The sequence below is a fragment of the Bradyrhizobium sp. CCBAU 51765 genome (assembly GCF_015291725.1).
Classification (GTDB): domain Bacteria; phylum Pseudomonadota; class Alphaproteobacteria; order Rhizobiales; family Xanthobacteraceae; genus Bradyrhizobium; species Bradyrhizobium liaoningense.
The window spans coordinates 5,239,551-5,265,550 of record NZ_CP030038.1 but is presented as its reverse complement, the minus strand read 5'-3'; the positions used below and the strand labels follow the sequence as shown (position 1 = coordinate 5,265,550).

Genomic DNA, 26,000 nt, shown 5'->3' with positions numbered 1-26,000 from the left:
TGCACCCGGGCCCCGGACCGCCGAAATTATACTCAGGTTTGGTCCGTAGTCCTGCGGGTTTGGGAAACTCCGAGCGCCTCGGCCTTGCGAACGAGGTCGGCCAATGACCTAACCCCCATCTTGCGCATGACGTTCCCGCGGTGGATTTTGACCGTGATCTCGCTGAGGCCGATCAGGGCCGCCACCTGCTTGTTCATCAGGCCGGCGGTGACATGGCCCATCACCTCGCGTTCGCGCGCCGTCAGGGTCTCGTACTGGGCGCGGATGTCCTCCTTGGCCGCGGCTTCGGCACGGTGCTGCGCATCGCGCTCGAGCGCCGCGGTCACGGCATCCAGCATGTCCTGGTCGCGAAACGGCTTGGAAAGAAAGTCGACGGCGCCGGCCTTCATGGCACGCACCGACATCGGAATGTCCCCGTGGCCGGTCATGAAGATGATCGGATAGCTGATGCCCTGCCGGACGAACTGGCTCTGCAGATCAAGCCCGCTCACGCCCGGAAGGCGGACGTCCAGCACGATGCAGCCGGGACCGTCGGGCAGCGAGCCGGCAAGCAATTCGGCGGGCGAGCCGTACAGGCGCGTCTGCAGGCCGACGGATCGGAACAGGCTGTCGAGCGAGGCGCGGATGCCTTCGTCGTCGTCGACGACGATCACCAATGCACTGGAGGGTTGGGCGGGCGGCTGCGCCTGGTTGGGACGGGTCATGGCAAGGGTTGTTCTTGGCTAAATGGCAATGTCAGGTGGAACGTCGTTCCCGAGCCCGGAGTGCTCGCCACCGACAACCGGCCGCCGTGAGCTTCCACCGTGGTTCGGCAGATCGCAAGCCCCATGCCCATTCCGCCATCCTTCGTCGTGAAGAACGGATCAAACAGGCGCGGCAGGTCCTCGGGTTGGATGCCCGGGCCGCTATCCTGTACCATGATGGCGAGGGTTTCGCTGTCCTCGCTGCCGGCGCGCAGCGTGATGGTGCGGGAACCGGGCTGGCCTGACATGGCCTGGCCGGCATTGATCAGAAGGTTGACCAGGACCTGTTGCAGCTGGACCCGGTCGCCACGTATCGGTGGCAGATCGTGCTGCGACTCGACGGTGAGGGTGACCTGGTCCTTGGCAAGTTCGCGCGCGACCAGTGCGGTCGCCTCCTCGATGATCTCGCCGATTTGCAGCATATCCCGCTGGGGCGGGGCCTTCTTCAGGAACGTGCGGATGCGGGTCACGATCTCGCTGGCACGGCGGCCCTGAGCGACGACATGGCCGATCGTCGTCGTAACCTCCTTGAGATCGGGGACGTCGCGCCGCAGCCACCGCAAGCCGGCCTCGCCGCTGGTGACGATCGCCGCCAGCGGCTGGTTCACCTCATGCGCAATTGACGCGCTGAGTTCGCCGAGCGTTGCAACGCGTGCGGCATGAGCGAGCTCGGCTTGTGCCGCGAGCAGCGCATCCTGCGCCTGCCGGCGCTCGGTAATGTCGACGACGAAGATGAGCACGTTGTGATCTTCGTCGGATTGAGGCGGAAAGGTGATCGTGAACAGCACGGGGACCTTGCGTCCGTCGAGGCGCACGAGCTCGCTCTCCCCTTCGTGGAACTGCTCGCCTTCCGCGAATGCCACCAGCGCGTCCAGGAAACTGCGATCGTTCTCGCCCAGCAGCTTGTCCACGTTCTGGATGAAGGCCGCAGAGCTGCTCGCCCCCGCCATCTTCTGCAGGGCAGGATTGACGTCGGTAATTCTGGCAAGTCCGCGGGCATGGCGGACGAAATCGGGATGTCGTGCCAGATAATCGCGCAGGTCCGCCCCTCGGGCCGGTAGCGAATGCAGCGCGGTCCGGAGTCCGCTCCAGTCTTCCTCGACGACGCCGATCCGGCTTGCGTCGAACATTCGGCGGTATCGTTGCTCGCTCTGCACGAGCGCGCTGTGCGCCGCCACCTGGTCCGTGACGTCGGTGTGCGTTTCGAGCACTCCGACGGGTTTGCCGAGATGGTCGTGTTGCAGGGCCCAGCGGGCATCGACTGCGAGTATGGCTCCGGCCTTCGTGCGCTGCTCAACCCTGCCTTCCCATCGCCCGGTATCGAGCAGGGTGGCCTCGATGACTTCCCTCCGGTCGGGATAGCTGGTTCGCAGAAGCTTGTCGGCGATCTGCCCGAGCGCCTCGTCGGTGGTCCAGCCGTAGGTCTGTTCCGCGGCCTTGTTCCAGAAATTGATCACGCCGGCGCGATCCCGGACGAAGATCATGTCATGCGAGAGGTTGAGCAGGCGAGCCTGCGCGGCCAGGCGATTGGTTGCGGCATGATTCTGGAGCGCGAGCAGCGTGGTGATTGCGATGGCCGCCAGGCTCACCAGGGCGCGAAGGGCCGGTGAGCCGATGGGCTCGTGATCATGCGATAACAGATACGCGGTGATCGTCAGGGCGGCACAGCCGATCGCGGCGACGATGATGTCGTTGCGCCGGTTCGTCCTCGCCGCGAGCAGGATCGCAACGACGTAGAGAACCGCGACCGCACCTTCGAGCGGCGTCAGCACGTCGACCATGAAGACCGCGAAGGCAAGAACGGCGGACCAGAACCGCAGGCCGGCGCGGCTCATCGACGAGCCCGTGGGCCGATCAAAGTTCGTCATCGTCGCAGGTGGGGCTTCTTCTCATTGCAGCCGCGTTGATGCCGCGATTTGATCGCGCCCACAATATCCCGCCAGCTGATTTTCGTGCCCTCTTGGAAGACCTCGTGGATAGTCCAATGCGGCGAGGGGGCGACACGGAAATTCCCAAGTGGAACAAGGCTTATCGGTGATTTTGCCGATCGCGGACGCGTCAACTTGCCGCAGGCAGGGGCAGGTTCAGGGCTCGAGCGTGGGGCGGAGTGTTCCGCTCGCTCTCTCGCCCGCGATCATACCTACGTATGACGCGGTTAACCCGAGACCTTATCCATGCACCCGCGCGTAGAATGGAGCGCGCGGATCGCCGAACTACTCTGCTCCCATAGCATTCGGACAAGCCGGCCAGGCATTGCTGGTGCGAATTGGGACAAGGAGCTTCGACGATGTCGCTGCAGATATCATACTCGCAAAATGCCAAGGATCATGTCGCTGCCACGATGGACGTCTCTCCCATCGACGGTCCGCAGCTGCGGTCGTCGAAACGTTCGTCGCGCTCCGGCGAGGAGGCGGTGATGCTCTCTCTCGTGCATCTGGATGTTGCGCTGGCCATCGAGCCACCAGCACCGGACGTGCGGGGATCTGCCAGTGGCGGGCCGAGCTTCAGGGTGTCGGCGAAGCGTCTTGCGCACGCGTCCGCGGAGTCCGATCTGGAGGCGGGTGCGGAGGAGGGCGCGGACCCGGTGATGCGGCGCCTCTCGGATGCCCTCGCGGCCACCAAAGCCATGCACAATCCCCATTCCGCCATTCTCGTCGACGCATTGCGCCTGGCCATTCTGACCCGCAAGGCCAGCGGGGGGACGACGGCCGGACGAGGCCAGTCCGAGCCGGCCGAGAGTGACCGCGCAGGGCACGCCTGCCGGGCGGTGCGGTCGCTGCAAAAATGGCGTCTCAAGCGCGTCATGCAATACATCGACGACAATCTGGAGGCGAAGGTCACCTTGCAGCATCTGGCCGCCGTTGCCGGCCTGAGCCGGATGCACTTCGCCGCGCAGTTCCGGGCGGCCGTCGGCATGCGGCCGCACGAATATTTGCTGAAGCGGCGGATCGAGCGAGCCCAGGAATTGCTGCAGCAGGCTGACGTCTCGCTCGTCGACATCGCCCTGACCGTCGGGTTCCAGACCCAGGCTCATTTCACGACAGTGTTCAAGCGCTTCGCCGGCAATACGCCATATCAGTGGAGGAGTGCTCATCTTGCACAATTCCTGCCGCTGCCGCGCCTGGAAGCGAGGGCGTCATGAACGGCATCGGTATGCAGGCCCTGTTGCTGCCGCTGCTCGGCATTCAGTCGGCGCTGGCGTACCACGAGCTCATGGGATTGTTCGAGATCGCGCGTGTCCTCGGTGCCTCCTATCGCTTTGCATCCTCGGGATCCGGGTTAGGCGCTCTTTACGGCCGCTTCACTCTGAACTTCTGCAGGACTATTGTCGGAGGCATCGCACACTATGCATTGATGGACCGGTCGATCGAGGAGGCGGTCCCGCAGGCTTGAAACAGAAGGCATTGGACTGATGCGAGCGGTTTCACAGTCGGCTCGACGGGCTCATTATGGCCGAGAGCTCCGAGATGTGCATGGCGAGCAGGTGTTCGAGGTCGATGTGCCGCTCAGTGACGACAGGATTCACGCTCGCAATATGGCCTCGATCTCTTGCGCTGCTCTAAGCAGCGAGCGGTCTTGTCCGCGCGCGGCGATGACCTGAAGGCCGAATGGAAGTCCGCACCGATCCGTTCCGCACGGAATCGAAATCGCGGGCAGGCGGGCATGATTGATAAACGGCGTGAACACCGCGTGGGCACGCGGGCTCACGGCTTTTCCGCCGATCATGTCCGGGCCGAGCTGCGTCAGCGGCCACGCGACGCACGGCACCGTCGGCGTCAGCAGCAGGTCAAATTCGGTGAAGAAAGCCGCGAAGGCATTGGAGATCGCGGCGCTCGCGAGCAGCGCTCCGGCAACCTCGGCGCCCGACCAGGAGAGACCTCGTTCGATCTGCCTGGCGATGTCGGGATCGAAGATGGTGGGATCTTTGCGGAAAGTATCACCGTAGAGCGCCGCGAGACCCGCATGCTGAAGCGGCATGATGGCGTCTTCCGTGGCGCCTGTCGGCCAAACGAGATCGCGTTGCGTGATGCACAAACCTGCCGCGGAAAGGCGGTCGATGGCGGAGGCGAGCCCATTCGCGACGACGTCATCAATCGTGACATCGAGGCCAAGGCGCGGCGAGAACGCGATGCGCTGGCCGCCGATGTCTTCGGCCTGCAGCGCAACGACGGAGGAATCCGGATCGCGCGGATCGGCGCCGACCATGGCTTCGAACGCCAGTGCGATATCGGCCGCATCAGCTGCGATCGGCGCGATGACGGAGAGGCCAAAGAAGGGCTCGGCGAAACCTGGTCCATAGGGGATCGCGCCATAGGACGGCTTGAAGCCGGCGACCCCGACATGGGCTGGCGGCCTGCGGCTCGAGCCACCCGCATCGGTGCCGATCGCGAGCGGCACGAGGCCGGCGGCGACGGCCGCGGCTGGGCCGCCGGATGAGCCGCCGGGCGTCAGCGCGGGATCGAGGGGATGCCGCGTTGGCCCATGCAGCGGCGAGGTGGTGACGCCCTTGCAGGCGAACTCGGACGTTGCGCCGATGCCGACGACGACCGCTCCGGCCCCGCGCAGGCGCTCGATCGCGATGGCATCGTGCGGTGCGATGAAATCGCGAAACAGGCGCGAGCCCTGCGTCACGCGCCAGCCGCCGACCCAGATGTTGTCCTTCACGATGACGGGGACGCCGGCGAGCGGCATCGCCTCGCCGGCACGCTGGCGATCGTCGATCATCGCGGCGTCGGCCAGCGTACGTGCGGGATCGATCGCGACGACCGCGTTCAACGCCTTGGCGGCCTCGATCCGCGCGAGCGCGGCCTTTGCGGTTTCGACGGCGCTCGTCCGCCCGGCTGCGACATCGGCCGCGATCTCGCGGGCGCTATGCGCTGGCATTGTGACGGCCTCCCCAGATCAGCGCCACCGTGCCGCAGAGGGCCAGGCACGCCAAGGCAAAGAAGGCCGCGCCGAGGCCGGCCGCACCATCAAGGATTGATACCAGCGCGGGCGCCACCAGCAGGCCGGCATAGGATGCGGTCAGCACCGCGCCGGTGGTTTCGCCGATTCGGTCTTGAGGGGCGAGGCGGGCGATCTCGGCAATGAAGACGCCATTCCAGCCCGACGCTGTCAAGCCGAACAGCGCCGCAATCACGAACTGCCAGGTGCGACTGAGCGATCCGCCGTCGATGCCGAGCAGCGCGGCGCAGAAGGCCATGCCGAGACCGATGACGATGAGCACCATGCGCGGAGCATCGAGTCGCATCGCCACAAATCCCCAGCTGAGCCGGCCGACGAGGCCGCCGGCTTGCGCGCAGGCGAGCGCCATGCCGGCCTCGATATGGCTGAGGCCGAGTTCGCGGGTGCCGAGCATGACGAACACAGTGTTGAGCGACACCTGCATCGCGCTGAACGGCATCGAGGCCAGCGCCAGCATCGCGATGCGCCGGTCCGCTGTCATCAGCGCCAGCCGCGCGCGGAGATCGAGTTTTGGGGGCGGGACGAGCTTGACGGCGTAGGCCGGTCGCAACGATTCAAACAGAACGATCGCCAGCAGCGCGCAGAGGCCCACCACCGCATAGCACCAGGCCGGCCCGAACGCGATGGCGATCGCGGGCAGGGCCAGCGAGCCGCAGACGGCGCCAATCTGGTTGCCGGTCTGGCGCACCGAGAACACGAAGGTGCGCCGCTCGGCGGTTACGAGCCGCGCCAGCAGCGCCGCGCTCGCCGGTGTCTCGGGCCCCATCGCAAGGCCAAGGCAGATGCCCGCGGCCAGCAGGGCGGCGGTCGATCCGAGCGCGGCCAGCGCCATGGCGACGACGATGGCCGCCGCGCACAGGCTCGCGATCCGCAGCGAGCCGGCCCGCGCGATGAAGCCGCTGCCCCAGAACGAGGCCGGGATGCCAACGGCGAACACAGCGCAGGAGAACATCGAGAGCTGCCAGACCTCGATATGGGCGCGCGGCGCGACCACGCCAGGCGCGAACAAGGCAAACGCAACGAGGGCCTGCAGCAAGGTCATCGCGCCAAGGGCCGGCAGCAATGCGGGTGCTGGCCGAACGGCCGCGTTTCCGTCTACCATGGCTTGCTCATGGGAGGAACAACGTGGCAGGCGGCATTTCCATTCACGCGGTCGATGTGGCGAGCGGGCGGCCGGCGCAGGGGCTGCGCGTCGAGATCTGGCGGATCGACCCGGACTCCGCGCGCATCGCCGATGGGCGGCTCGGCGCCAACGGCGCGCTCGATCATGCCGTCGCGCAAGGCGCTGGCGTGACGGCCGGCGAGTACGAGGTGCTGTTTCATCTCGGCGAGTTCTTTGGCGACAGCGACGGTTTCCTGACCGTGACGCCGTTCCGGTTCCGCATCAAGAACGTTGACGAGCATTTTCATCTGCCGCTGAAATTCACGCGCTGGGGCTACTCGCTGTTTCGCGGTGCCTGATCAGTTGGTCAGCCGCCGCGACAGGCCGGTGACACGCTCCATGACCGCGACCAGCGCGACGGTGGCGATGATCAGCACGCCGGAGAGCGCGGCGATGGTAACGTCGAGCTTGCCTTCGAGATCCTGCCACATCCGGATCGGCAGCATGTCGGTCGCGGCATCGCGCAGGAACAGCGACACCGGCACGTTGTCGAAGGACGACATGAAGGCGATGAAGGCGCCCGCGATGATGCCGGGCCGGATCAGCGGCAGCACGATGCGGCGGAACGTGTAGAGACGGCTTGCCCCCAGCACGGCCGAGCTTTCGAGCAGGGTCGGCTCGAGCTGGGCGAGGGCCGCAACCGTGTTACGCACGACATAGGGGACGCAGACCACGGTGTGTCCGATCACCAACGTCAGCGGCGACACCGGCAGGCCGACCAGCGAGAACAGCATCAGGGCGGCAAGGCCGAAGGCGAGCGCCGGCAAGACCAGCGGCGACATGAAGAGGGAATCTAGCAGTCGTGCGGACAGCGACCGCGACCGCGAGATTGCGAGCGCCGCCGCGACGCCGAGCACGACAGAGAGGCCCGTCGCCCACAACGCCACGATCATGCTGTTCTTCGCCGCGAAATGCAGCTGCCAGGCATTCCACAATTCTGCGTACCAACGCAGCGAATAGCCCGGCGGCGGGAAGCGCAGCGAGAAGCCGCTGGTGAAGGAGACGATCAGAACGACCAGCGACGGCGCGATGATGATGATCAGCGCGATCACCGCGATCACGGTCATGACCAGCTCGAAGCTCAGGGCTTCCAGGGTGCGCCTGCGGTCGCTCATCACGCGCCTCCATAGCCGCGCGAAAGGCGGCCGAGCGTGGTGAAGACCGAGACGACTGCGAGCACGGCGAGCAGGAAGATGATCGAGATCGCCGCCGCAAACGGCCAGTTCTGGAGCGTGGAGGCCTGCTGGTAGAGATACATCGGCATGAACAGCATCTGCCCGCCGCCGACCAGTGACTGGGTGATGAAGGCTGTGATCGCGGCGGCATAGGTCAGCGTGCAGCCGGCGATCACGCCGGGGAGCGACAGCGGCAGCACGATACGGAAGAAGGTGCGCCAGCTTCCGGCGCCTAGCGAGCAGGAGGCATCGTCGAGATTGGCGTCGATGCGGCCGAGCGCGGTGATCAGCGGCAGCGTCATCAGCGGCATCTGCACCTGCGCCAGCGCGATCACCACGCCGAACTGCGTATAGAGCAGTTTTAATGGGGTATCGATGATCCCGAGCGATTGCAGTGTCGCATTGATGATGCCCTGGCGGCCCAGGATGACGATCCAGGCGAAGGTGCGGACGACCACGCTGGTCAAAAGCGGCAGCAGCACGATCAGGATGATGATGGTCTGAAGCTTTGGTCCGACTCGTTGATAGAGCCACGCGATGGGAAAGCCGAGCACGAGACAGAGGGCAGTTACCTCGGCGCCCAGCAGCAGTGTCGATCCGAGCACGCCCAGGCTGAATGGATCGGTAAGAAAGTGCAGGTACTGGCCGAGCCCCCAGTGGAGCCCGGCCGTGTCGTTGTGCAGCGAGAGCCAGAACAGTTGCAGCAGCGGCGCGACGAAGAAGAGGAGGAAGAACAGCGCCAGCGGCGCTGCCAATCCCATCCCGTAGGACGTCACATCGCGTGATGCCGGTGCTGCACCCATGATTCAAACCTTCAAGGTCTTAGATCTTGATTTCGCGGTTGAAGCGCTCGATCCAGGCCGAGCGCTGCTCGTTGATCTTCTTCCAGTCCTGGAACACGAACTTCTTCTTCAGCTCGGCCGTGTCCTTGGCCAGCACGCGCGCGATCTCGCCGCCCATCGTGACCTTGGAATTGGTCGGCACGATCAGATAGGGCGGGTTCATCAGCGTGGTCTGCACCTCCGGCGTCAGCGCCGCCTCGATCAGCTTGAAGGCGAGCTCGCGGTTCGGCGAGTTCTTGACGATATGGATCGTGGTCTTGAAGGCGATGGCGCCTTCCTTCGGCGCCACGAACTCGACCGGCACGCCACGCGCTTTCAGGATCTGGATGGCGTTGAAGTTGCCGGGCGAGATGTCGATCTGGCCCTGCTGGAACAGGGTCGCGAGTGCGCCGGGATTGGCGGCGACCGCGGCGAGATTGGGCTTGAGCTCTTCCAGCGCCTTGAAGGCGGGATCGACATTGGCTTCCGAGCCGCCGCGCATCTTGGCGATCTCGACCAGCCATCCGGTGCCGAGCGTCGAGTTGAGGTTGGTGATGCCGACGCGGCCCTTGAACTCGGGCTTCCAGAGATCGGCCCATGACGTCGGCGGCGTCTTGACGGCTTCCGGATTGTAGGTGAGGCCGACGACCTGGAAGAACGGGGCAGGGCCCATCGGCTCCTGCGCCTCGGCGATCAGGTCCTTGTAATGGGCGCTTTTCTCGATCGGATAGGGCTCGACCAAGTCCTGGCCGATGGCGACGAGTGCAGGGCCGGGATCATGCAACATGACGTCGATCGGCGGATTGGCCTTGGCAGCGTTGACCTTCGCGATCTGGTCGACCGAGAGCATCGGGTCGAGCACGATCGCAGCGTCCGCGTTCGCCTTGCGAAAGGCCGGCACCAGTACGGCCTTGTGGGCTTCCTCCCAACTTCCGGTGAAGGTCGCGAACACCAGTGGGCGAGCCTGGGCAAAGCTCAATCCGGGAAACGCTTTCATGGCGCCGAGTGTGAGGGCGGTGGTCAGCAGGCTTCGGCGGTTGAGGATCATGTCGAACTCCGTTTGGACTATGACTGCATTTCAAAGCGTTGCGGGAAAGGCGTTGGCGAGCGACGGGGCTAGCGGTGCGAGGCGCACCGCAGCACCGTTCTCCAGCGCGCGCGTCTCGCCGATGCGCGCCTGGGAGACCTTGACGCCGGAGCCGTCGGCAGTGGTGACTTCGTGCACGACGGTGGCTCCCAGCGGCAGCGACATGCCGACCACACCGGCAAAGCCGGTCTCGTCGCCGACGAATTGCAGATGCTCGGGACGGATGCAGACGGTGACGCGGCCACCTTCGCTGAGCGCTCCGCCGGCGGGCCGTGCGATGATCTCCGCGCCGGCGTCGAGGCGCACCTTGGCGGCGGTACGGTCCGCCGAAACCACCACACCGGGCATGCGGTTGGTCGAACCGACGAAAGTATTGACGAACAATGTCTGCGGCCGGTCGTAGACGTCGGACGGTGTGCCGAACTGCTCGAGCTTGCCGTGGCTCAGCACGGCGACGCGGTCCGCCATCGATAGCGCCTCTTCCTGGTCGTGAGTGACGATGAGCGTGGTGATGCCGGAAACGCGCTGCAGCCGCTTGACCTCGATCTGCATGTCGAGCCGCAGATTCTTGTCCAGCGCGGCAAATGGCTCGTCGAGCAGCAGGATCGACGGCTTGATCGCGAGCGCCCGGGCCAACGCGACCCGCTGCTGCTGGCCGCCGGAGAGTTGCCGCGGGAGCCGCTCGCCCATAGCAGGCAGCTGCACCAGCTCCAGCAGGCGCTGCGCCTCGCGCTGGCGCGCCGCCTTGTCGACGCCGCGGGCGGCGAGGCCGTAAGCGACGTTCTCACTGATCGACAGATGCGGGAACAGCGCGTAGTTCTGGAACACGATGCCGACGGCGCGGCGGTTCGGCGGCAGCGTATCGACGATGTCGTCGCCGATGATGATCCGTCCTTGCGTCTGCGCGATGAAGCCGGCGATGATACGCAAGAGCGTTGTCTTGCCGCAGCCGGACGGGCCGAGCAGGGCGATGATCTCGCCACCCTTGATGTCGAGATTGATGTTCTCGACTGCGAGCGCGCCACTCGGGTACCGGTGGGTGACCGCGTCGACGACGAGCGATCGGCCGCCTTGCGTTTCAGCCATGGTGTTGCCTCCCGTTGCCCCAGAGGAGAAAGCAAGTCTCATGCCCGCGCCTGTCGCTTTTCGGCGCGCGCTCAGGCATGGTGGCGCGATGACATCGGATCGATCGGTTTGCGACCTCACAACCACGGAGCTTGCCCGCGCGATTGCGAGGCGCGAACTGTCCTCGCGTGAGACCGTTGAAACGCATCTTGCGCGGATTGCGAGTCTCGACAGTCAGTTGGTGGCGTTCGTGACGGTCGATGCGGATGGAGCTCGCCGCGCCGCGCAGATTTGCGATGCGGCATCGGAGCCGCTCGGTCCGCTGCACGGTGTGCCTATCGGGATCAAAGACCTCACCGACACCGGCGGGCTTAAGACGACTTATGGATCGATGCTGTTTCGTGATCACGTTCCGGCCGAGGACGATCTGGTGGTCGCGCGGTTGCGCCGCGCCGGTGCGATCATTCTGGGCAAGACCAACACGCCGGAGTTCGGCTTCGGTGCGGTCTGCACCAACCGATTGTGCGGGCCGACGCGCAATCCCTATGATTCCGCACTGACCTCCGGCGGATCGTCCGGCGGCTCTGCCGTCGCGGTCGCGGCCGGCATGGTGCCGGTGGCGCATGGCACCGATTTCGGCGGCTCCGTGCGCACGCCCGCAAGCTTCTGCGACGTCGCCTCGATCAGGCCGACGCCCGGCCGCATTCCGTCGCCGCGCCGGCCGCTCGGCTGGGACATGCTCGCCACCCACGGTTTCCTGGCCCGCGGTGTCGATGACCTCGCCCTTGCGCTGTCCGTGTGCGAGGGAAGCGATGTGCGCGACCCCGTATCGATCGGCCTCGGCAGCGACGATTGGTCGAACGTGGGACGTCCGAGGATCGCCGTCACGCCAGATTTCGGTGTTGCACCGGTCGCACGCGACGTTCGCGCGCGCTTCACCACCGCGTGCGAGGCGCTGGCCCGGGTTGCCGACGCCGTGCCGTCGTCGCCCGATTGCGGCGGCGCGGTCGAGACCTTCCGCGTGCTGCGCGCCGCGCACATCGCCAACAGCTATGGCGAGTTGCTGAGGACCCGGCGTGCGGAGCTCACTCCGACGGTGATCTGGAATATCGAGGCCGGCACGAAACTGTCGGCGCAGGACTACCTCAACGCAGAACGGCGTCGCACCGCCATCTACCGCAGCTTTCGCGAGCTGTTCACCCGTGCCGATTTCCTGATTGCGCCGGCCGCGTCCGTCTTCCCCTGGCCGAACGACATCAGCGATGTCACCGCAATTGACGGGGCGACATTGTCGACGCCAATCGACTATCTCGCTGTCACCTTCATCGTGTCGCTGGTCGGCTTTCCCGTCCTGACCGTGCCGGTACGGCGGGAACCGAACGAACTGCCCTTCGGCATTCAGGTCGTCGCGCCGCCCGGCGGGGAATCCCGCTTGTTTGCCTTCGGCCGTGTTATCGAGAACGAATTGGGCTTTTCGCATCGTCGGCCGCCTTTTTGATCAGCTGTCGCGATGCTCGATCCGCGCGGCGAGCGCAGCCGCGAGACCGAGGGTCGGTTTGGCGGCGGGCCGGCGGAACGTTCCCGCTGTTGCCTTGCGCAGGTGCAAGGCAACCAGCGCTTCGGCCTGCTTCACTGAGGCGACGACCTGATCGACCACGGGAACGGGAATCCGGTCGGCGACACGCTCGGCGAGGCCGGAGAGCGGGGCCCCGGCAAAGATAAGCACATCGGCCTTGTCCTCGACGATGGCGCGGTCGGCGAGCTCGACCAGCACGTCCTCCTTCTCGGTGCCGACCTCGGAGATGGCCTGAAAAGGCGTATCGAGCATCCGGATGCCGGCGCAGCGCTCCCACAGCCCGTGGGCGCGGACGCACTCCTCGTACCAGGGACCAAGCGCCTGGGCGAAGGTGACGATGGCGAAGCGACGCCCGGCCATGCAGGCGGTCAGCATCGCCGCTTCCGCCATGCCGACCACGGGAATGTCGAAGGTCTCGCGCGCGGCGAACAGGCCGGGATCGCCGAAGGCTGCGATGATCGCGGCATCGACCGTCCTGTGGTGCTCGGCCAGCATCTCCAGCGCAATGGCTCCGCCGATCTGCGCCTCGGTGCGTGTCGCGATATAGGGCACGCCGCGGGTCGCTGTGCAGGGGATCAGCTCCGTCCCGGGCGAGACCACCCGCTGCCCGACACCCATCATCAGGTGCGTGACCTCGGCGCTGGTGTTCGGGTTGAGCAGCAGCAGCTTCATGACTATGCCGCCGTCTGTTTGGCCTGAGAGGCGGCGGCGAGGACTTCGAGCAGGGCCGTGCCGGTGCGCGCGACATGCGCGCGGAGCAGGCGGCCCGCCGTTTCGCCGTCGCGCGCTTCGAGGGCTGCCAGGATATCGGCGTGCTCGTCGACCGAATTGCTCCAGCGGCGGTCGGCGCCGAGGGCGAGATATCGCGCGCGCTCGGCCCGGGAGATCAGCGTTTCGTGGGCTTCCCGCAGCGGCGTGTTGCGGGCCATGCGGACGATGGTGTTGTGGATCTCGCCGTTGATGGCAAAATAGTCGTCCAGCTTGCCGCTGCGGTGATGACCCTCCATGCGGGCCTGAAGCGTGCGCAAGCGGGCGAGGTCGCGCTCGGTCGCGCGCTCCGCAGCGAGCTCGGCGGCGAGCCGCTCGATACCGGCGAGCGCCTCGAACAATTCCGAGATGTCGCCCGCCGCGATATCGGCAATGCGCGGGCTGCGGTTGGGGCGAAGCTCGATCAACCCCTCCGCGGCAAGCACTTTCATGGCCTCGCGCAAGGGGGTGCGCGACACGCCGAGCTCCTTCGACAGCCAGGTCTCCTGGGTCTGCGAACCCGGCGGCAGTTCGCCGCGAATGATCATCGTCCGCATCCGCGCCGCGGCACGCTCATGCAGGCCCATCCGCTTGAGTTTGGGCGACTTTCGTCCCTTTGACGCTTCCGGTTTTGGCTGCACGCGTGCCTCGCTTATCACCTTGATCTTAGCCGTTTCCAGCTCCTTTGCTTGCCCAAAATATCAACGTATCTCGCTGAAAACAATGGCATAGCGCGCAAATTGTATGCAGCATGCAGAAAGTGGATTGCGTTGCGGCCAAGGGCGACGGATGATCCTGCGCAACGCGCGGATATCGCGCCTTCGGAGCGGAGTAAGCGATGCGGACGAGTTTGCGACTGGGTCTAGTGGCCATGGCGGCAATGCTTGGCGGAGGCGATCTCGCCTCGGCGCAGACGGCGAAGATCAAGCTCGGCTACGCCAAATGCGCGCACTGCCTGCCGATGTCGCTGATCCCAGGCATGGCCAAGGGCGTCGAGGTCGAGGCCACCGGCTTCAACTCGGGGAACGACGTTCTCACCGCCCTGATATCGAAGAGCATCGACGTCGCGCAGGTCACGTATCTCCACTACATCACCGCGCTCGACAAAGGCTTTGATGTCGTCGCCGTGTCCGGTCAGATCAATGGCGGCTCTGAATGCCTGTCCTCCGCGAAGCTGAGCCTGCCGCCCGAGGATTGGGCCGCGTTCAAGGCGACCGTTGCGAAGGCGAAGAGCGACGGTCAGCCGCTGAAGGTCGCAGCGTCCCGCGGTAACGCGCAGGACATCCATATGCGCGGCGCGTTCCTCAAGCAGGGCGTCGATCCCAACAAGGACATCCAGTTCATCAACATTCCAAATCCGTCCGACCATCTCGCAGCACTCCAGCGCGGCGAGGTCGACATGATCTGTTCGGTCGAGCCGTTTGCATCGCAGATCCGGCTCGCCGGTGCCGGCAAGCACTTCGTGCTGCCGTATGAACAGGCCGCAGGCAATCTGACCAACCTGATCGTCACCCGCTCCGACGTGATCGCCGGCCAGCGCGCCGGCGTCCAGGGCGTCGTCACCGCCGTGGTCGAGCTCGACAACAAGCTGATCGCCGACAAGGGGCCGTGGATCGAGGTCATCAACAAGCTCACCGGCCTCGACAAGACGGTCGCGACGGAGGCGCTGAAAAATGCCTCGCCCGATCCCGCGATCCATCGGTCGCAGACGCTGGCGATCGCGGCGATGATGCGCGACCTCAAATACATCTCCAAGGACGTCTCCGCGGAAGCGGAGAAGAACATGGATTATTCGTTCCTGGAAAAGGCCACGGGAAAGGCCAAGAATGACCTCGGTTACTGACGTCTCGCCCGCGCGGCCGACGTTCCGGCTGACGCGGGCGTTCCAGGGGCTCGAACGCCTCGTCGTCCCCGCGCTGCTGATTGCGGGCTGGGAGGCGTTTGCCCGCAGCGGCATGCTGCCGCCTGCGCTGCTGCCGGCGCCAAGTGCGGTGCTGCATGCGCTCGGCGATTGGGTATTCGGCTTCGACGAGACCACGCAGACCTACTCTGGCCATTGGCTGCGTGATGCGCTCGCCAGCGCTCTTCGCGTCTTTGGCGGCTTTGCATTGGCCAGCCTGCTCGGCATCCTCGCCGGGGTCGCGATCGGCTGGTCCCGGCTGTTCGAGAAGACGCTGGAGCCGACGCTGCAGATGTTGCGCCCGATCCCGCCGGTGTCCTGGATTCCGCTCGCGATCATCTGGTTCGGGATCGCCGACAAGCCGGCCATCTTCCTGGTCTTCCTCGGCGCATTCTTTCCGGTGCTGATGAACAGCATCCATGGCGTCAAGACCGTGGACCACAATCTCGTGCGGGCCGGCGCGATGATGGGCGCGAACGGACGGCAGATGCTGACCGACATCGTGCTGCCGGCGGCGTTGCCGTCGATCTTCGCCGGGCTGCGCATTGCGGTCGGCTCGGCCTGGATGTTGACGGTCACGGCCGAAATGGTCGCGGTGAAGAGCGGCCTCGGCTACGTGCTCTGGGATTCCTACTACTTCCTGCGCTACGACATCGTGCTCGCGGCGATGATATCGATCGGGCTGCTCGGCTATCTCTCCGACCTCGGCCTCAAGGCGATCATGGCGCGCACGCTGCGCTGGCAGCAGACAACCACCGTGCAGGGCAGGGCGGGCTGATGGCGGCAATCGAGCTTCGCAACATCGTCAAGGTGTTCTCCGACAAGCGGCGCGGCCGCGACCTGCTGACGCTGGACAACATCAATCTCGACATCGAGGCCAATGATTTCGTCTGCCTGCTCGGCCCTTCTGGCTGTGGCAAGTCGACCCTCCTGAACATCATCGCCGGCTTCGAGCAGGCGACCTCCGGCCGCACGCTGGTCGACGGCAGGCAGGTGGAGCGGCCAGGCTCGGACCGTGGCGTGGTGTTCCAGCAACCGACCCTGATGCCGTGGCTGACGGCCATCGACAACATCGCCTTCCATCTCAAGCTCAAGGGCGTTGGCAAGGCCGAGCGGCACCAGCGCGCCATGGAGTTCATCGATCTCGTCGGCCTTCGCGGTTTCGAGCATCATCATCCGTCCGAAATGTCGGGCGGCATGAATCAGCGCGTGGGCATCGCCCGCGCACTGTTGATGAACCCGAGCGTCATCCTGATGGACGAGCCTTTCGCGGCGCTGGATGCCCAGACCAAGCTCGAAATGCAGGAGGAGCTGGTCGCAATCTGGCAGAAGCGCCGCTGCACCATCGTGTTCGTCACCCACAGCGTCGACGAGGCGCTGGTGCTCGGCAACAAGATCGTGGTGATGACGAAGCGGCCGGGCCGGATCCGCGAGGCCGTCAATTTCGACCTGCCGCGCCCGCGCGACATCACCAGCCCCGAGTTCAACGACGCAAAGCGCCACATCCTGTCCCTGATCCGCGAGGAGTCGACGCGCCTGGCGCAGGCGTCGTAAGGTTTCGGCATGCGCAAGCGTCTCGGCATGATCACGCCGTCCTCCAACTCGGTACTCGAGCCCGTCACCAGCGCCATGCTGGCCGACGCTGCCGGCGTCACTGCGCATTTCTCACGCTTCCGCGTCACCGAGATTGCGCTCGACGCCGCCGCGCTGAACCAGTTCGACGCATCCGTGATGCTTCCGGCCGCGGAATTGCTGGCCGATGCCAAGGTCGACGCCATCGCCTGGAACGGCACCTCCGCGAGCTGGCTCGGGATCGGCCGCGACAGAAACCTGTGCGAAGCGATCGCGGCGCGCACGGGTATCCCCGCGACAACGTCCACGCTTGCCTGCATTGACGCCGCTCGCGCGCTCGACGCCAGACATGTCGGATTGGTCTCGCCCTACACTGATGACGTGCAGCAACGCATCGTGGACGTCTGGGCCGGGGAGGGAGTCGCGCCGCATGCCGAGCGGCATCTCGGCTTGCGCGACAATTTTTCCTTTGGCGAGGTCGCGCCTGCGACCATCGCCGAGATGATCCGGGCAGTGGCGGCGGAGGGGGCCGACGCGATCGTCATCCTCTGCACCAATCTCGACGGCGCCGCGCTGGCGGCCACGCTGGAGCGGAAGCTGGACATCGCCGTGCTCGACTCGGTCGCGGTGACGCTTTGGCGATCCCTCGGCCTTGCCGGCGGCGACATCGGCGCCCTTGCGCAATGGGGCCGGATCTTCCAGACAATGCCAGCCATCAAGTGACGGAGGCCTCAGTGACGCAGCTCGATCTCGCCATTCGCGGCGGCACCATCGTGACCGCCAGCGACGAGTTCCACGCCGATATCGGCATTCGCGACGGCCGTATCGTCAGCATTGCCGACAGCATCGAGGGCGCGGCACGCGAGATCGATGCGACGGGACTGCTCGCGTTGCCGGGCGGGATCGACAGCCACGTCCACATCTCCCAGCCCTCGGGCCCCGATGTGGTGATGGCCGACGACTTTGCCTCGGCAACGCGCGCGGCAGCTGCCGGCGGCAACACCATGGTGCTGCCCTTCGCGCTCCAGGAGAAGGGCACCTCCCTGCGGACCTGCGTCGAGAACTACCGCAAGCTTGCCGAAGGCGAGTGCTATATCGACACGGCGTTCCATCTCATCATCTCCGATCCGACTGCGGTCGTGCTCGGCCAGGAGTTGCCGGCTCTCGTCAAGGACGGCTACACCTCGTTCAAGGTGTTCATGACCTATGACGACCTCGTGCTCAGCGACAAGCAGCTGCTTGAGGTGTTCGAGGTGGCGCGCCGCGAGGAGGCGCTGGTCATGGTTCATTGCGAGGGCTATGACGCCATCCGCTTCCTCACCAGCAAGCTGGAACGTGAAGGCCATATCGCGCCGTATTATCACGGCACTTCGCGGCCGCAGGCGGTCGAGCGCGAGGCGACGCATCGTGCCATCAGCCATGCCGAGGTGATCGGCGTTCCCATCATGATCGTGCACGTCTCGGGCCGAGAGGCGATGGAGCAGGTGCGCTGGGCCCAGCAGCGCGGCTTGCCGGTGCATGCCGAGACCTGCCCGCAATACATCACGCTGACGGCCGACGACATGAAGGGCCTGAACATGGACATATCAGGCGCGAAATACGTCTGCTCACCGCCGCCGCGCGACGTCGAGAGCCAGCACGCGATCTGGGAAGGCATCACGACTGGCGTGTTCCAGACCTTCTCGTCCGACCACTGCCCGTTCCGCTACGACGATCCCAAGGGCAAGCTGACGCCGAATGCGCGCACCTCGTTCCGCTGGGTGCCGAACGGCATCCCCGGTGTCGAGACCCGGCTGCCGATCCTGTTCTCCGAGGGCGTCTCGAAGGGACGCATCAGCTTGCAGAAGTTCGTCGAGCTGACCGCGACCAACCATGCGCGAATCTACGGCCTCTATCCGCGCAAGGGCTCGATCGGCGTCGGCTTTGATGCCGACGTCGTTCTCTGGGATCCCAAACTAAAGAAGCCGATCCAGCAGGCCGATCTGCATCACGGCTCGGACTACACGCCCTGGGAAGGCTTCGAGGTCACGGGATGGCCGGTGACGACGATCGCCCGCGGCCAGGTGGTCTATGACCAGGGTCGGATCGTCGGCGCCAAGGGGGCAGGCCAAGTGCTGAGCCGGGGCAAGTCGAGCCTGATCTGATCCGGCTCGATGCGCCGTCAAGGCGGAGTTCTAGAAGGCCGTGGCCATTGCAGCGAGGCGTTGATGGGCTCTTTCGCAGGCGGCATCGATCGGCGCTTGCGGTCCCGTGGTTGGACCGACCAGAACGAAACGGACATTGCTGATGCCGATGAAGCGAAGGATCTCCCGCAGGTAAGGCGTTGCCATGTCGGTGCGGCCGCGGTTCATGCCGGTGGCGAAATCGCTGCCGCTGGCGATGATCACCAGCGTCGGCCGGTCCTTGAGCAGCGGCAGATATCCCCGCGACGGATCGAACCGAAAGGTGAGACCGGGCTGGACGATGATGTCGAACCATTGCTTGAGCTTGTAGGGCAGGCCGAAGTTCCACATTGGCGTCGAGATCAGCACGCGATCGGCGAGCGCGAAGCGCAGTGCCATTCGCTCGGCTTCGGCAAAGCTGTCGCGTTGCGCGTCGGTGAAGCCCTGAGCCTTCATCCGCGCATATTTGGCCTCGATGATCGGACCGGTGAACTCCGGCATCCGCTCACGCCAGATGTCCACGACATCAATGTCCCAATCCGGCCGGGCCTGGCGGAAGCCGTCGAGAAAAACCCGCGCGCCGGCCGTCGAGACCGACTCGGCGCGCGGGGAGCAGGACAGGTGCAGGAGCTTTGCCACAGCTCATCCCAGCGCTCTGATCACGGTGTCGGCCCTGGTCACGACGGCGACATTCTGCATGGCGAAGTTGATCGAGGCGTTGTGCCAGTCCGCATTCATGGTCGAGCAGCAATCCTCGGGCACGATCATGAAATAACCCTTGTCGGCGCCGGTCCGCGCCGTGTGCTCGACCGACATGTTGGTCCACGCGCCGGTATTGATGATCATGTCGCGGCCGGTGGCCTTGAGAATCGTCTCCAGCCGCGTGCCTTCCCAGGCGCTCATCCGCATCTTCTCGACCACGAAATCGCCGGGCCGAGGCTCGAGGCCTGAAACCGGGGCCGCGCCCCAGCTTCCACGCACCATCGCCTTGCTGTCGACGAGCCCCTCGAATAGCGGAGCGTTCAGCGTGACGCCGGGGGCGCCGGGCTCGACCACGAACCAGACATGAATGATGGCGACGCCGCGGGCGCGCGCTGCTTCCGCGAGACGCCGGACATTCTCCACGATATGCTGCTGCTTTGCATGGCCCGGTGCGCCGGACTCGGCGAAAGCGCCGCCGTCCATAATGACGTCGTTTTGGAGATCCTGGATGATCATGGCGCAGCGCTGCGGATCGAGCCGCATCTCGCCCTCGGTCAGAATGGGCGCCGCCGGCGCGGAGCTCGGGCTTGCTCCGCCGCCGGCGCGCCTGCCGCTCATATAGGGCTCATGCCGCGGGCCGACCCGGGTCGGGATCGCATAGACCGAATGCGTCGCGGTCAGGTAGAGCGTGCGGAAATCCGGCCCGCCCCATGACAGGTTGGCAACCAGCTCCGGCACGCGCACCTTGCCCAGCAGCTCGCCGCGCGGTGAGTAAACCCAGACGCCGCCGGGGGCGGTGACCCAGACATTGCCGTGCTGATCGCACTTCATGCCGTCGGGCAGGCCCGCCTCGAGCTCGGACTTGATTCCACTCGCAAACACGCGTGCATTCGACAGCGAACCGTCGCTGCTGACGTCGAATACGCGGATCAGGGCTTGCACGGTGTCGTTGACATAGAGCAGCTTCTCGTCCGGCGAGAAGCACAACCCGTTCGGCTGGTCGAACAGGTTGCGCTCGACCACGAGCTTCGGCTCGCCGCCGGGCACGACGCGATAGACGCCCTGGAAGCCGAGCTGGCGTGGCCGCTCGACGCCATAGACCGGCATGCGGCCATACCAGGGATCGGAGAAATAGATCGCGCCGGATGAGTGCACGCACACGTCGTTCGGGCTGTTGAGCTCCTGGCCGCCGAAATGCGAGGCCAGCACCTCGCGTCGTCCGTCCGGGCGTTCGCGGACCAGCGACGAGATCGCGTGCTCGCAAACGATCAGGTTGAGCTCGGCGTCGTAGGTCATGCCGTTGCATTTGTTCGACGGGCGTTTGACCTCGACGACGCCCCGTCGCGCATCCCAGCGCCGGCGCACGTCACCCGGCATGTCCGAGAACAGCAGATAATGATCGACCGGATGCCAGATCGGCCCTTCGGTGAAGTCGAAGCCGGTGCCGATCTGGGCGACCGGCGCATAGGGGTCGATCAGGGTTTCGAATTCGCTTCGCAACGTCACATGCGTCATCGGTCGATCCTCGACATTCAAGCCGGGAACCAGTTGCGTTCTGGCAGCGACTGCACGACCGGTCCGGGGACCTGGTCGTGCAAGCGCCCCACGACATTGCCGCCTTCGATCTTGGCGGGACGGTCGTGCACCGGGAGCAAATAGCGCGAGCTGCTCAGCAGCTTCTTGATCGCGGCTTTTTCCGCGCGCTTGCTGGTGCCGTGGTTACCCGTGGTGCGCGGCTCCCAGTCGTGGATCTCATGGAAGGGCGTGACGATCTGGTCGTTGAAGTCGTAGATCACGTCGCCGCAGATGGTGGCGATGCCGTCGGCAGTCTCGACGATGATGTTCATCGAGCCCTCGGTGTGCGCGTTGGCGGCGTCGCAATAGACCCCGGGCATCAGTTCGATCGGGCCGGTGATTTCGAGGTCCAGGAAGCGCAGCGCGCTCTTGGTATGCAGGCGGTCGATCAGGTGCTTGATGTCGGGGGCCGGGTATTGCGGGTGCATCAGGCCGGAGACGGAATATTCGAGCTCCTTGCGGTTGAGCACGACGGTCGTGTTCATCGGAAACAGGTCGTCCTTGCCGGCATGGTCGATGTGCAGGTGCGTGTGGCAGACGAAGCGGACGTCGCCCATGCGCACGCCGTGGCGCGCGAGCTGGTTCTCGATCATGTTCTCATGGTACTGGAGTCCCCGCATGCCCAGCGTCTCCATGATCTGGTTGGAGCGATAGCCGGTGTCGACGACAACAGGATATTTGCCGCCGAGGATCAAAAAGCCGAGCGTGAGGACGCGGCGGGTGCGGCCGCAGTCGCGGCCGAGCACCAGAAAGCTCGATTCCAGCTCGATATCGCCGTAGTCCAGGATCTTGATCTCCAGCGCCATTCGGTTTCCTCCTGTCTCGTTTCTTGTCCGTCAAAGCCGGTAGACGCGCGCCGCGGTGGCGCTGAAGATCGCGGTTTGTTGCGCGGAACTCAGCGGCGCCGCAGCCGCGCGGAACGCGTCGATCAGCTCCCGATAGCTGGTCCACAATTTCTCGATCGGGAAATTCGAGCCGAACAGGCAGCGCTCGGCGCCGAAGATCGCGACGGTGTCGGTGATCACGGCGGCGATGTGCGCGGGGTCGTTGCGATGGATGAAGGTGCCGAGACCTGAGAGCTTCGAGACCACGTTCGGACAGGCCGCAAGTCGCGCCATGCCGGCGCGCCAGGCGCTGCGGCCAGACGGTGAGAGGTCCTCCAGCATGCCGGCATGCTGGAGGATGAAGGTCACCTTTGGACAAGCGTCGGCCAGCTCCGCGGCCTCCGGCATCTGTGGCGTGAACACCTGCAGATCGAAGCTCCAGCCGTAGTCGACGAGACGCGCGACGTTGCGGCGGATCATGGGGTCGGCGCAAAGATCCGAGCGGGCCGCAAAGCGGTAGATCGGGTTCTCATGCCAATGCAGCTGCATGCGCACCCCGCGCAGCAGCGGATAGCGTCTGAGGCGGTCGAGCTGCGGGCGCACATCGTCCACGGCGAAGTTGGCGTAGGCGACGATGGCGTGCGGCCAGCCATGCTCATCAGCCGTCTGCTGCACCCAGGCAGCCTCGTCCTCGAAACGGTCATTGGCCCAGTTGGTCTGGACGTAGACGGAGCGGGTGACGCCGGTGCCCTTGAGGTCGTCGAGATATTCCTGGATCGGATAGTCGCGCCGGATCGGCTCGTACGGTCCGAAGATGCGGGGCTGCATCGGGCCGGTCAGCCAGGGCAGGTCGGCCTGCCGCCAGATGTGATGGTGGCCGTCGACAATATGGTTCACGCAGCTCTCCTTCCCAGTGCCAGTACATGAGCGACGATCGTGGCGCTCGATCCGCCGTCCACGAGATCGTCGACGAAGCGTTCGATCGCGACCAGCGCTTCGGTCTGCGGGCGGAACGCAGGGCTCGTCGCGAGCGGCGTCAGCCAGCTCAGGCGCCAGGCCCGCCGCGACAGTTTCGCGACGGCGTCACGAAGGGAGTCGGGCTCGCCCCGCTCGAGCCCGTCCGACACGATGACGACGGCGGCGCCGCGGGCGTAGCCGCCGAACCGTGGGACCGCGAGGAACGCCTGCAGCGCGTCGCCGATGCGGGTGCCGCCGTCCCAGTCACTGACGAGATGCGCTGCCGCATTCAGCGCCTGCTCGCGGCGTTTCAGCCGCAGCGCGCGAGTGACACGGGTCAACCGCGTGCCGAAGGTGAAGACCTCGACGTTGGGCGCGGCCTGCACCAGCGTATGCGCCAGCTTCATGTTTTCCTCGGTGCGGCTCTTCATCGAGCCGGAAACGTCGATCAGCAGCAGGATTTTTCTCGGGCGCTGGCGCCGCTTCATATGGCCGAGACGCAGGATCTCGCCATCGCTGCGGACGCTGTCGCGCAAGGTGCGGCGAAGATCGGCAAACGGCCCGCGGCGGGCGCGCATGCGACGATGGCCGCGCCGGCGCGGCAGGCGCCGCGGGGCTTCGCGCGCCAAGCGCCGGAGCGCGTCGGTCGCGGCAAGCTGCGCAAAGCGGCGCTCGACCAGCGCCTCGGCGCGCGTCGCGGTGAGGCCGGACTCATTGGCATCGTCGGAGAGCAGGGGCTCCTCGTCGCCGCGACCTTCCTCCTGGAGGCGGACGGTCTCGTCGTCCTCGTCGTCTTCGGCATGCTCGATCGCCTCGCTGCCGCGGAAATGAAGGTCGAACAGCCGGTCGAAGGTGGCGCGGCGCTCAGGCGGCGGGGCGAGGGTGGCGAGCGCAGATTGCCTGATGTCGCCGAGGTCGCGCGGGCCCAGCAGTGCGATTGCGGTGAGGAATGCGGTGGTCTGCTCCGGGGCAATTGCGAAGCCGTTGACGCGGAGCAACGCGGCGAAGGAAACGAAGATGCGGGCAGCGCGCGGAAGCTGCAGCTCGGTGCTCATGCGGTCGCCTCCGCGAGCATGGCATCGAGCCGCGGCGCGATGAAGTGCAGGTCCTCTTCGTCCTTCAGCGCCACGCCGATCGAGCGTTTGAAGGCATCGGGCCAGCGCGCGCCGCCCTTGTTGAGGAGGGTCGCGGCCTCGGCCCAGTCGACGGCTTCGGCGATGCCGGGCGCCTTGCTCAGCGGTTCGCGCCGCAATTTCTCGACGGCAGCGACGACGGCGCGGGCCGTGGCCTCGGCGACGCTGGATGCGCGCATCATGATGATCCGCGCCTCCCGCTCGGCGCTGGGATAGTCAATCCAGTGATAGACGCAGCGGCGACGCAACGCTTCGTGCAGATCGCGGGTCCGGTTCGAGGTGAGCACCACCACGGGGCGCTCGGTGGCGCGGACCGTGCCGCGCTCGGGAATTGAGATCTGGAAGTCGGAGAGGAATTCGAGCAGGAAGGCCTCGAACTCCTGGTCGGCGCGATCGATTTCGTCAATCAGCAATACCGTGGAATCCGGCGCGCGCAGCGCCGCCAGCATCGGACGTTCGATCAGGAACGTCTCGCCATAGATGTCGATGCTCTCGTCACCGGCCTGGCGGATCGCCAGCATCTGGCGCGGATAGTTCCACTCATAGAGCGCGGCAGAGGCGTCGATGCCCTCATAGCATTGCAGGCGGATCAGGCGGCGGCCGAGCACGGCCGCGATGGCCTTTGCCGCCTCCGTCTTGCCCACGCCCGGCGCGCCCTCGAGCAGCAGCGGCTTGCCGAGCGCGAGGCCGAGATAGGCGGCGGTCGCGAGCCCTTCGTCGGCGAGATAGTACGCCGCGCGCAACGCCTTCTCCAGCGCCTCCGGACTATCGATGCCGACGATGTTGCTGCGAACCGCCACGGCCGATCCTCTAACGCCGCGCCTGCGGCCGCGCGCCGCCCTGGGCCTTGATCGCCCGCAGCACCTTTTCCGGCGTGATCGGCAGGTCGTCGATGCGGACGCCGACGGCGTTGAAGATCGCATTCGCAACGGCCGGCAGCACCGGATTGGCGCACATCTCGCCGGGGCCTTTTCCGCCGAACGGACCGTCAGGTGCAGGGCGTTCCAGCACCGCGATGTCGTGCGGGCAGATATCGCCGGGACCGGGCATCAGATATTCGACGAAGTCGCGAGGCCCGTGCGCTGGATCGGGGTAGTAGGGTTCGGGCGTCTCGTAGAGCGCGTGACTGACGCCCATCCAGGCGCCGCCGACCAGCTGCTGTTCGACCAGGCGCGGGTTGAGCGCGCGGCCGAGCTCATAGGCGGAATCCATGCGGACCATCGCGACCTCGCCGGTCTCGTCATCGACCTCGACCTCGGCGACGAGGCAGGCATGGGCGTAGCAGGTCGCCGGCGACATCTCGCCGGTCTCGGGGTCGACGTTCGAGAGCGGCACGAGAAAGATGCCGCGGCCGGAGATGGTCTTGCCCTGCTTGAACTGCGCCGCGATGGCGACATCCTTGGTCGAGATCGAGCGATGCGGCGCGCCCTTGACGTGGATGTTGCCGCGGCCGTCAGTTTCGAGGTCGGCGGCGTTGACCTCAAGCTCCTCGGCCGCGGCCTCCATCATCACGCCGCGCGCCTCGCGGGCGGCGGCCATCACCGCGTTGCCGACGCGGTGGGTGCCGCGCGAGGCGAACGAGCCCATGCAATGCGGGCCGGTGTCGGAATCCGCCGTGTCGACATAGACGTCCTCGACGGGCACGCCGAGCGTCTCGGCGCAGATTTGCCGCGTCACCGATTTCATGCCCTGACCGAGATCGATCGACGACAGCGCGACCGTGAACTTGCCGCTGGGGTTGGAATGCACCAGCGCCTGGCTCGGATCGCCGCCGAGATTCATGCCGATGGGGTAGTTGATCGACGCCATGCCGCGTCCGCGATGCCGGGTCATC

At 65.8% G+C, this 26,000-nt stretch carries 26 protein-coding genes; 9 read left to right on the top strand and 17 right to left on the bottom strand.

What is annotated here, in order from left to right:
* Positions 1-32: 32 nt before the first annotated feature.
* Together XH96_RS25145 and XH96_RS25140 are read right to left on the bottom strand one after the other, a co-directional pair.
* Positions 33-704: a response regulator transcription factor gene (locus XH96_RS25145; RefSeq protein ID WP_028179426.1), complete on the bottom strand. Its 672-nt coding sequence runs from the start codon at positions 702-704 to the stop codon at positions 33-35.
* Positions 701-2,524 carry a PAS domain-containing sensor histidine kinase gene (locus XH96_RS25140; RefSeq protein WP_246789742.1) on the bottom strand — a complete coding sequence of 608 codons (1,824 nt, stop codon included), beginning with the start codon at positions 2,522-2,524 and terminating at the stop codon, positions 701-703. Before XH96_RS25140 ends, XH96_RS25145 begins: the two co-directional genes overlap by 4 nt.
* 506 nt (positions 2,525-3,030) lie before the next feature.
* Here XH96_RS25140 and XH96_RS25135 point away from each other — a divergent pair.
* Positions 3,031-3,885, top strand: coding sequence for a helix-turn-helix domain-containing protein (locus XH96_RS25135; protein ID WP_194388127.1), 855 nt, complete (start codon positions 3,031-3,033; stop codon positions 3,883-3,885).
* Positions 3,882-4,136, top strand: coding sequence for a hypothetical protein (locus XH96_RS25130; protein ID WP_194388126.1), 255 nt, complete (start codon positions 3,882-3,884; stop codon positions 4,134-4,136). Before XH96_RS25135 ends, XH96_RS25130 begins: the two co-directional genes overlap by 4 nt.
* Positions 4,137-4,265: 129 nt before the next feature.
* On the opposite strand, the gene XH96_RS25125 is transcribed toward XH96_RS25130, so the two are convergent.
* Together XH96_RS25125 and XH96_RS25120 are read right to left on the bottom strand one after the other, a co-directional pair.
* A complete protein-coding gene (locus XH96_RS25125; RefSeq protein WP_194388125.1) occupies positions 4,266-5,627 on the bottom strand; it encodes an amidase in 1,362 nt (453 codons plus the stop codon).
* Entirely contained in the window at positions 5,614-6,810 is a 1,197-nt protein-coding gene (locus XH96_RS25120; protein WP_194388124.1) for an MFS transporter, read from the bottom strand. Before XH96_RS25120 ends, XH96_RS25125 begins: the two co-directional genes overlap by 14 nt.
* Positions 6,811-6,833: 23 nt before the next feature.
* Here XH96_RS25120 and XH96_RS25115 point away from each other — a divergent pair, with 23 nt between their 5' ends.
* On the top strand, positions 6,834-7,169 hold the full coding sequence (locus tag XH96_RS25115; protein WP_194388123.1) for a hydroxyisourate hydrolase: 336 nt from the start codon (positions 6,834-6,836) through the stop codon (positions 7,167-7,169).
* Here the strand turns inward: XH96_RS25115 and XH96_RS25110 are convergent, their stop codons facing one another.
* From XH96_RS25110 to XH96_RS25095, 4 genes are read right to left on the bottom strand one after another with little or no spacing between them, the layout of a single operon-like run.
* Entirely contained in the window at positions 7,170-7,985 is an 816-nt protein-coding gene (locus XH96_RS25110) for an ABC transporter permease (RefSeq protein ID WP_194388122.1), read from the bottom strand.
* Entirely contained in the window at positions 7,985-8,848 is an 864-nt protein-coding gene (locus XH96_RS25105; protein WP_194388121.1) for an ABC transporter permease, read from the bottom strand. The genes XH96_RS25110 and XH96_RS25105 overlap by 1 nt, the downstream gene beginning before the upstream one ends.
* Before the next feature lie 19 nt (positions 8,849-8,867).
* A complete protein-coding gene (locus XH96_RS25100; RefSeq protein ID WP_194388120.1) occupies positions 8,868-9,914 on the bottom strand; it encodes an ABC transporter substrate-binding protein in 1,047 nt (348 codons plus the stop codon).
* 30 nt (positions 9,915-9,944) lie between these two features.
* The gene (locus XH96_RS25095) at positions 9,945-11,039 is read right to left on the bottom strand and encodes an ABC transporter ATP-binding protein (protein ID WP_194388119.1); all 1,095 of its coding nucleotides are present in this window, start codon (positions 11,037-11,039) and stop codon (positions 9,945-9,947) included.
* An 88-nt stretch (positions 11,040-11,127) separates the two neighbouring features.
* Here XH96_RS25095 and XH96_RS25090 point away from each other — a divergent pair, with 88 nt between their 5' ends.
* Positions 11,128-12,516, top strand: coding sequence for an amidase (locus XH96_RS25090; RefSeq protein ID WP_194388118.1), 1,389 nt, complete (start codon positions 11,128-11,130; stop codon positions 12,514-12,516).
* On the opposite strand, the gene XH96_RS25085 is transcribed toward XH96_RS25090, so the two are convergent.
* A complete protein-coding gene (locus tag XH96_RS25085) occupies positions 12,517-13,266 on the bottom strand; it encodes an aspartate/glutamate racemase family protein (protein WP_194388117.1) in 750 nt (249 codons plus the stop codon). It lies immediately after the preceding gene.
* Between the two features lie 2 nt (positions 13,267-13,268).
* Positions 13,269-13,928 carry a GntR family transcriptional regulator gene (locus XH96_RS25080; protein WP_194394251.1) on the bottom strand — a complete coding sequence of 220 codons (660 nt, stop codon included), beginning with the start codon at positions 13,926-13,928 and terminating at the stop codon, positions 13,269-13,271.
* A gap of 251 nt (positions 13,929-14,179) precedes the next feature.
* On the opposite strand from XH96_RS25080, the gene XH96_RS25075 reads away from it, so the two are divergent.
* From XH96_RS25075 to hydA, 5 genes are read left to right on the top strand one after another with little or no spacing between them, the layout of a single operon-like run.
* Positions 14,180-15,184: an ABC transporter substrate-binding protein gene (locus XH96_RS25075; protein WP_194388116.1), complete on the top strand. Its 1,005-nt coding sequence runs from the start codon at positions 14,180-14,182 to the stop codon at positions 15,182-15,184.
* Complete coding sequence (locus XH96_RS25070) at positions 15,168-16,019, top strand: ABC transporter permease (RefSeq protein ID WP_194388115.1); 852 nt, start codon at positions 15,168-15,170, stop codon at positions 16,017-16,019. The genes XH96_RS25075 and XH96_RS25070 overlap by 17 nt, the downstream gene beginning before the upstream one ends.
* Positions 16,019-16,795 carry an ABC transporter ATP-binding protein gene (locus XH96_RS25065; protein ID WP_194388114.1) on the top strand — a complete coding sequence of 259 codons (777 nt, stop codon included), beginning with the start codon at positions 16,019-16,021 and terminating at the stop codon, positions 16,793-16,795. Before XH96_RS25070 ends, XH96_RS25065 begins: the two co-directional genes overlap by 1 nt.
* A 9-nt stretch (positions 16,796-16,804) precedes the next feature.
* Positions 16,805-17,536, top strand: a complete 732-nt coding sequence (locus XH96_RS25060; protein ID WP_194388113.1) for an aspartate/glutamate racemase family protein — start codon at positions 16,805-16,807, stop codon at positions 17,534-17,536.
* Positions 17,497-18,957: a dihydropyrimidinase gene (gene hydA / locus XH96_RS25055; RefSeq protein WP_194388112.1), complete on the top strand. Its 1,461-nt coding sequence runs from the start codon at positions 17,497-17,499 to the stop codon at positions 18,955-18,957. Before XH96_RS25060 ends, hydA begins: the two co-directional genes overlap by 40 nt.
* 30 nt (positions 18,958-18,987) lie before the next feature.
* Here hydA and XH96_RS25050 read toward each other — a convergent pair whose 3' ends face one another.
* The 7 genes from XH96_RS25050 to XH96_RS25020 are packed head-to-tail and all read right to left on the bottom strand — an operon-like array spanning position 18,988 to position 25,999.
* Complete coding sequence (locus tag XH96_RS25050; RefSeq protein WP_194388111.1) at positions 18,988-19,614, bottom strand: FMN-dependent NADH-azoreductase; 627 nt, start codon at positions 19,612-19,614, stop codon at positions 18,988-18,990.
* Between the two features lie 3 nt (positions 19,615-19,617).
* Positions 19,618-21,192, bottom strand: a complete 1,575-nt coding sequence (locus tag XH96_RS25045) for an isochorismatase family protein (RefSeq protein ID WP_194388110.1) — start codon at positions 21,190-21,192, stop codon at positions 19,618-19,620.
* A gap of 17 nt (positions 21,193-21,209) precedes the next feature.
* A complete protein-coding gene (locus XH96_RS25040; protein WP_194388109.1) occupies positions 21,210-22,058 on the bottom strand; it encodes an MBL fold metallo-hydrolase in 849 nt (282 codons plus the stop codon).
* A gap of 30 nt (positions 22,059-22,088) precedes the next feature.
* Complete coding sequence (locus tag XH96_RS25035; RefSeq protein ID WP_194388108.1) at positions 22,089-22,973, bottom strand: amidohydrolase; 885 nt, start codon at positions 22,971-22,973, stop codon at positions 22,089-22,091.
* Positions 22,970-24,088 carry a VWA domain-containing protein gene (locus XH96_RS25030; RefSeq protein WP_194388107.1) on the bottom strand — a complete coding sequence of 373 codons (1,119 nt, stop codon included), beginning with the start codon at positions 24,086-24,088 and terminating at the stop codon, positions 22,970-22,972. The genes XH96_RS25035 and XH96_RS25030 overlap by 4 nt, the downstream gene beginning before the upstream one ends.
* Positions 24,085-24,966: a MoxR family ATPase gene (locus XH96_RS25025; protein WP_194388106.1), complete on the bottom strand. Its 882-nt coding sequence runs from the start codon at positions 24,964-24,966 to the stop codon at positions 24,085-24,087. Before XH96_RS25025 ends, XH96_RS25030 begins: the two co-directional genes overlap by 4 nt.
* A 10-nt stretch (positions 24,967-24,976) precedes the next feature.
* The gene (locus XH96_RS25020; protein ID WP_194388105.1) at positions 24,977-25,999 is read right to left on the bottom strand and encodes a xanthine dehydrogenase family protein molybdopterin-binding subunit; all 1,023 of its coding nucleotides are present in this window, start codon (positions 25,997-25,999) and stop codon (positions 24,977-24,979) included.
* Position 26,000: the final 1 nt, after the last annotated feature.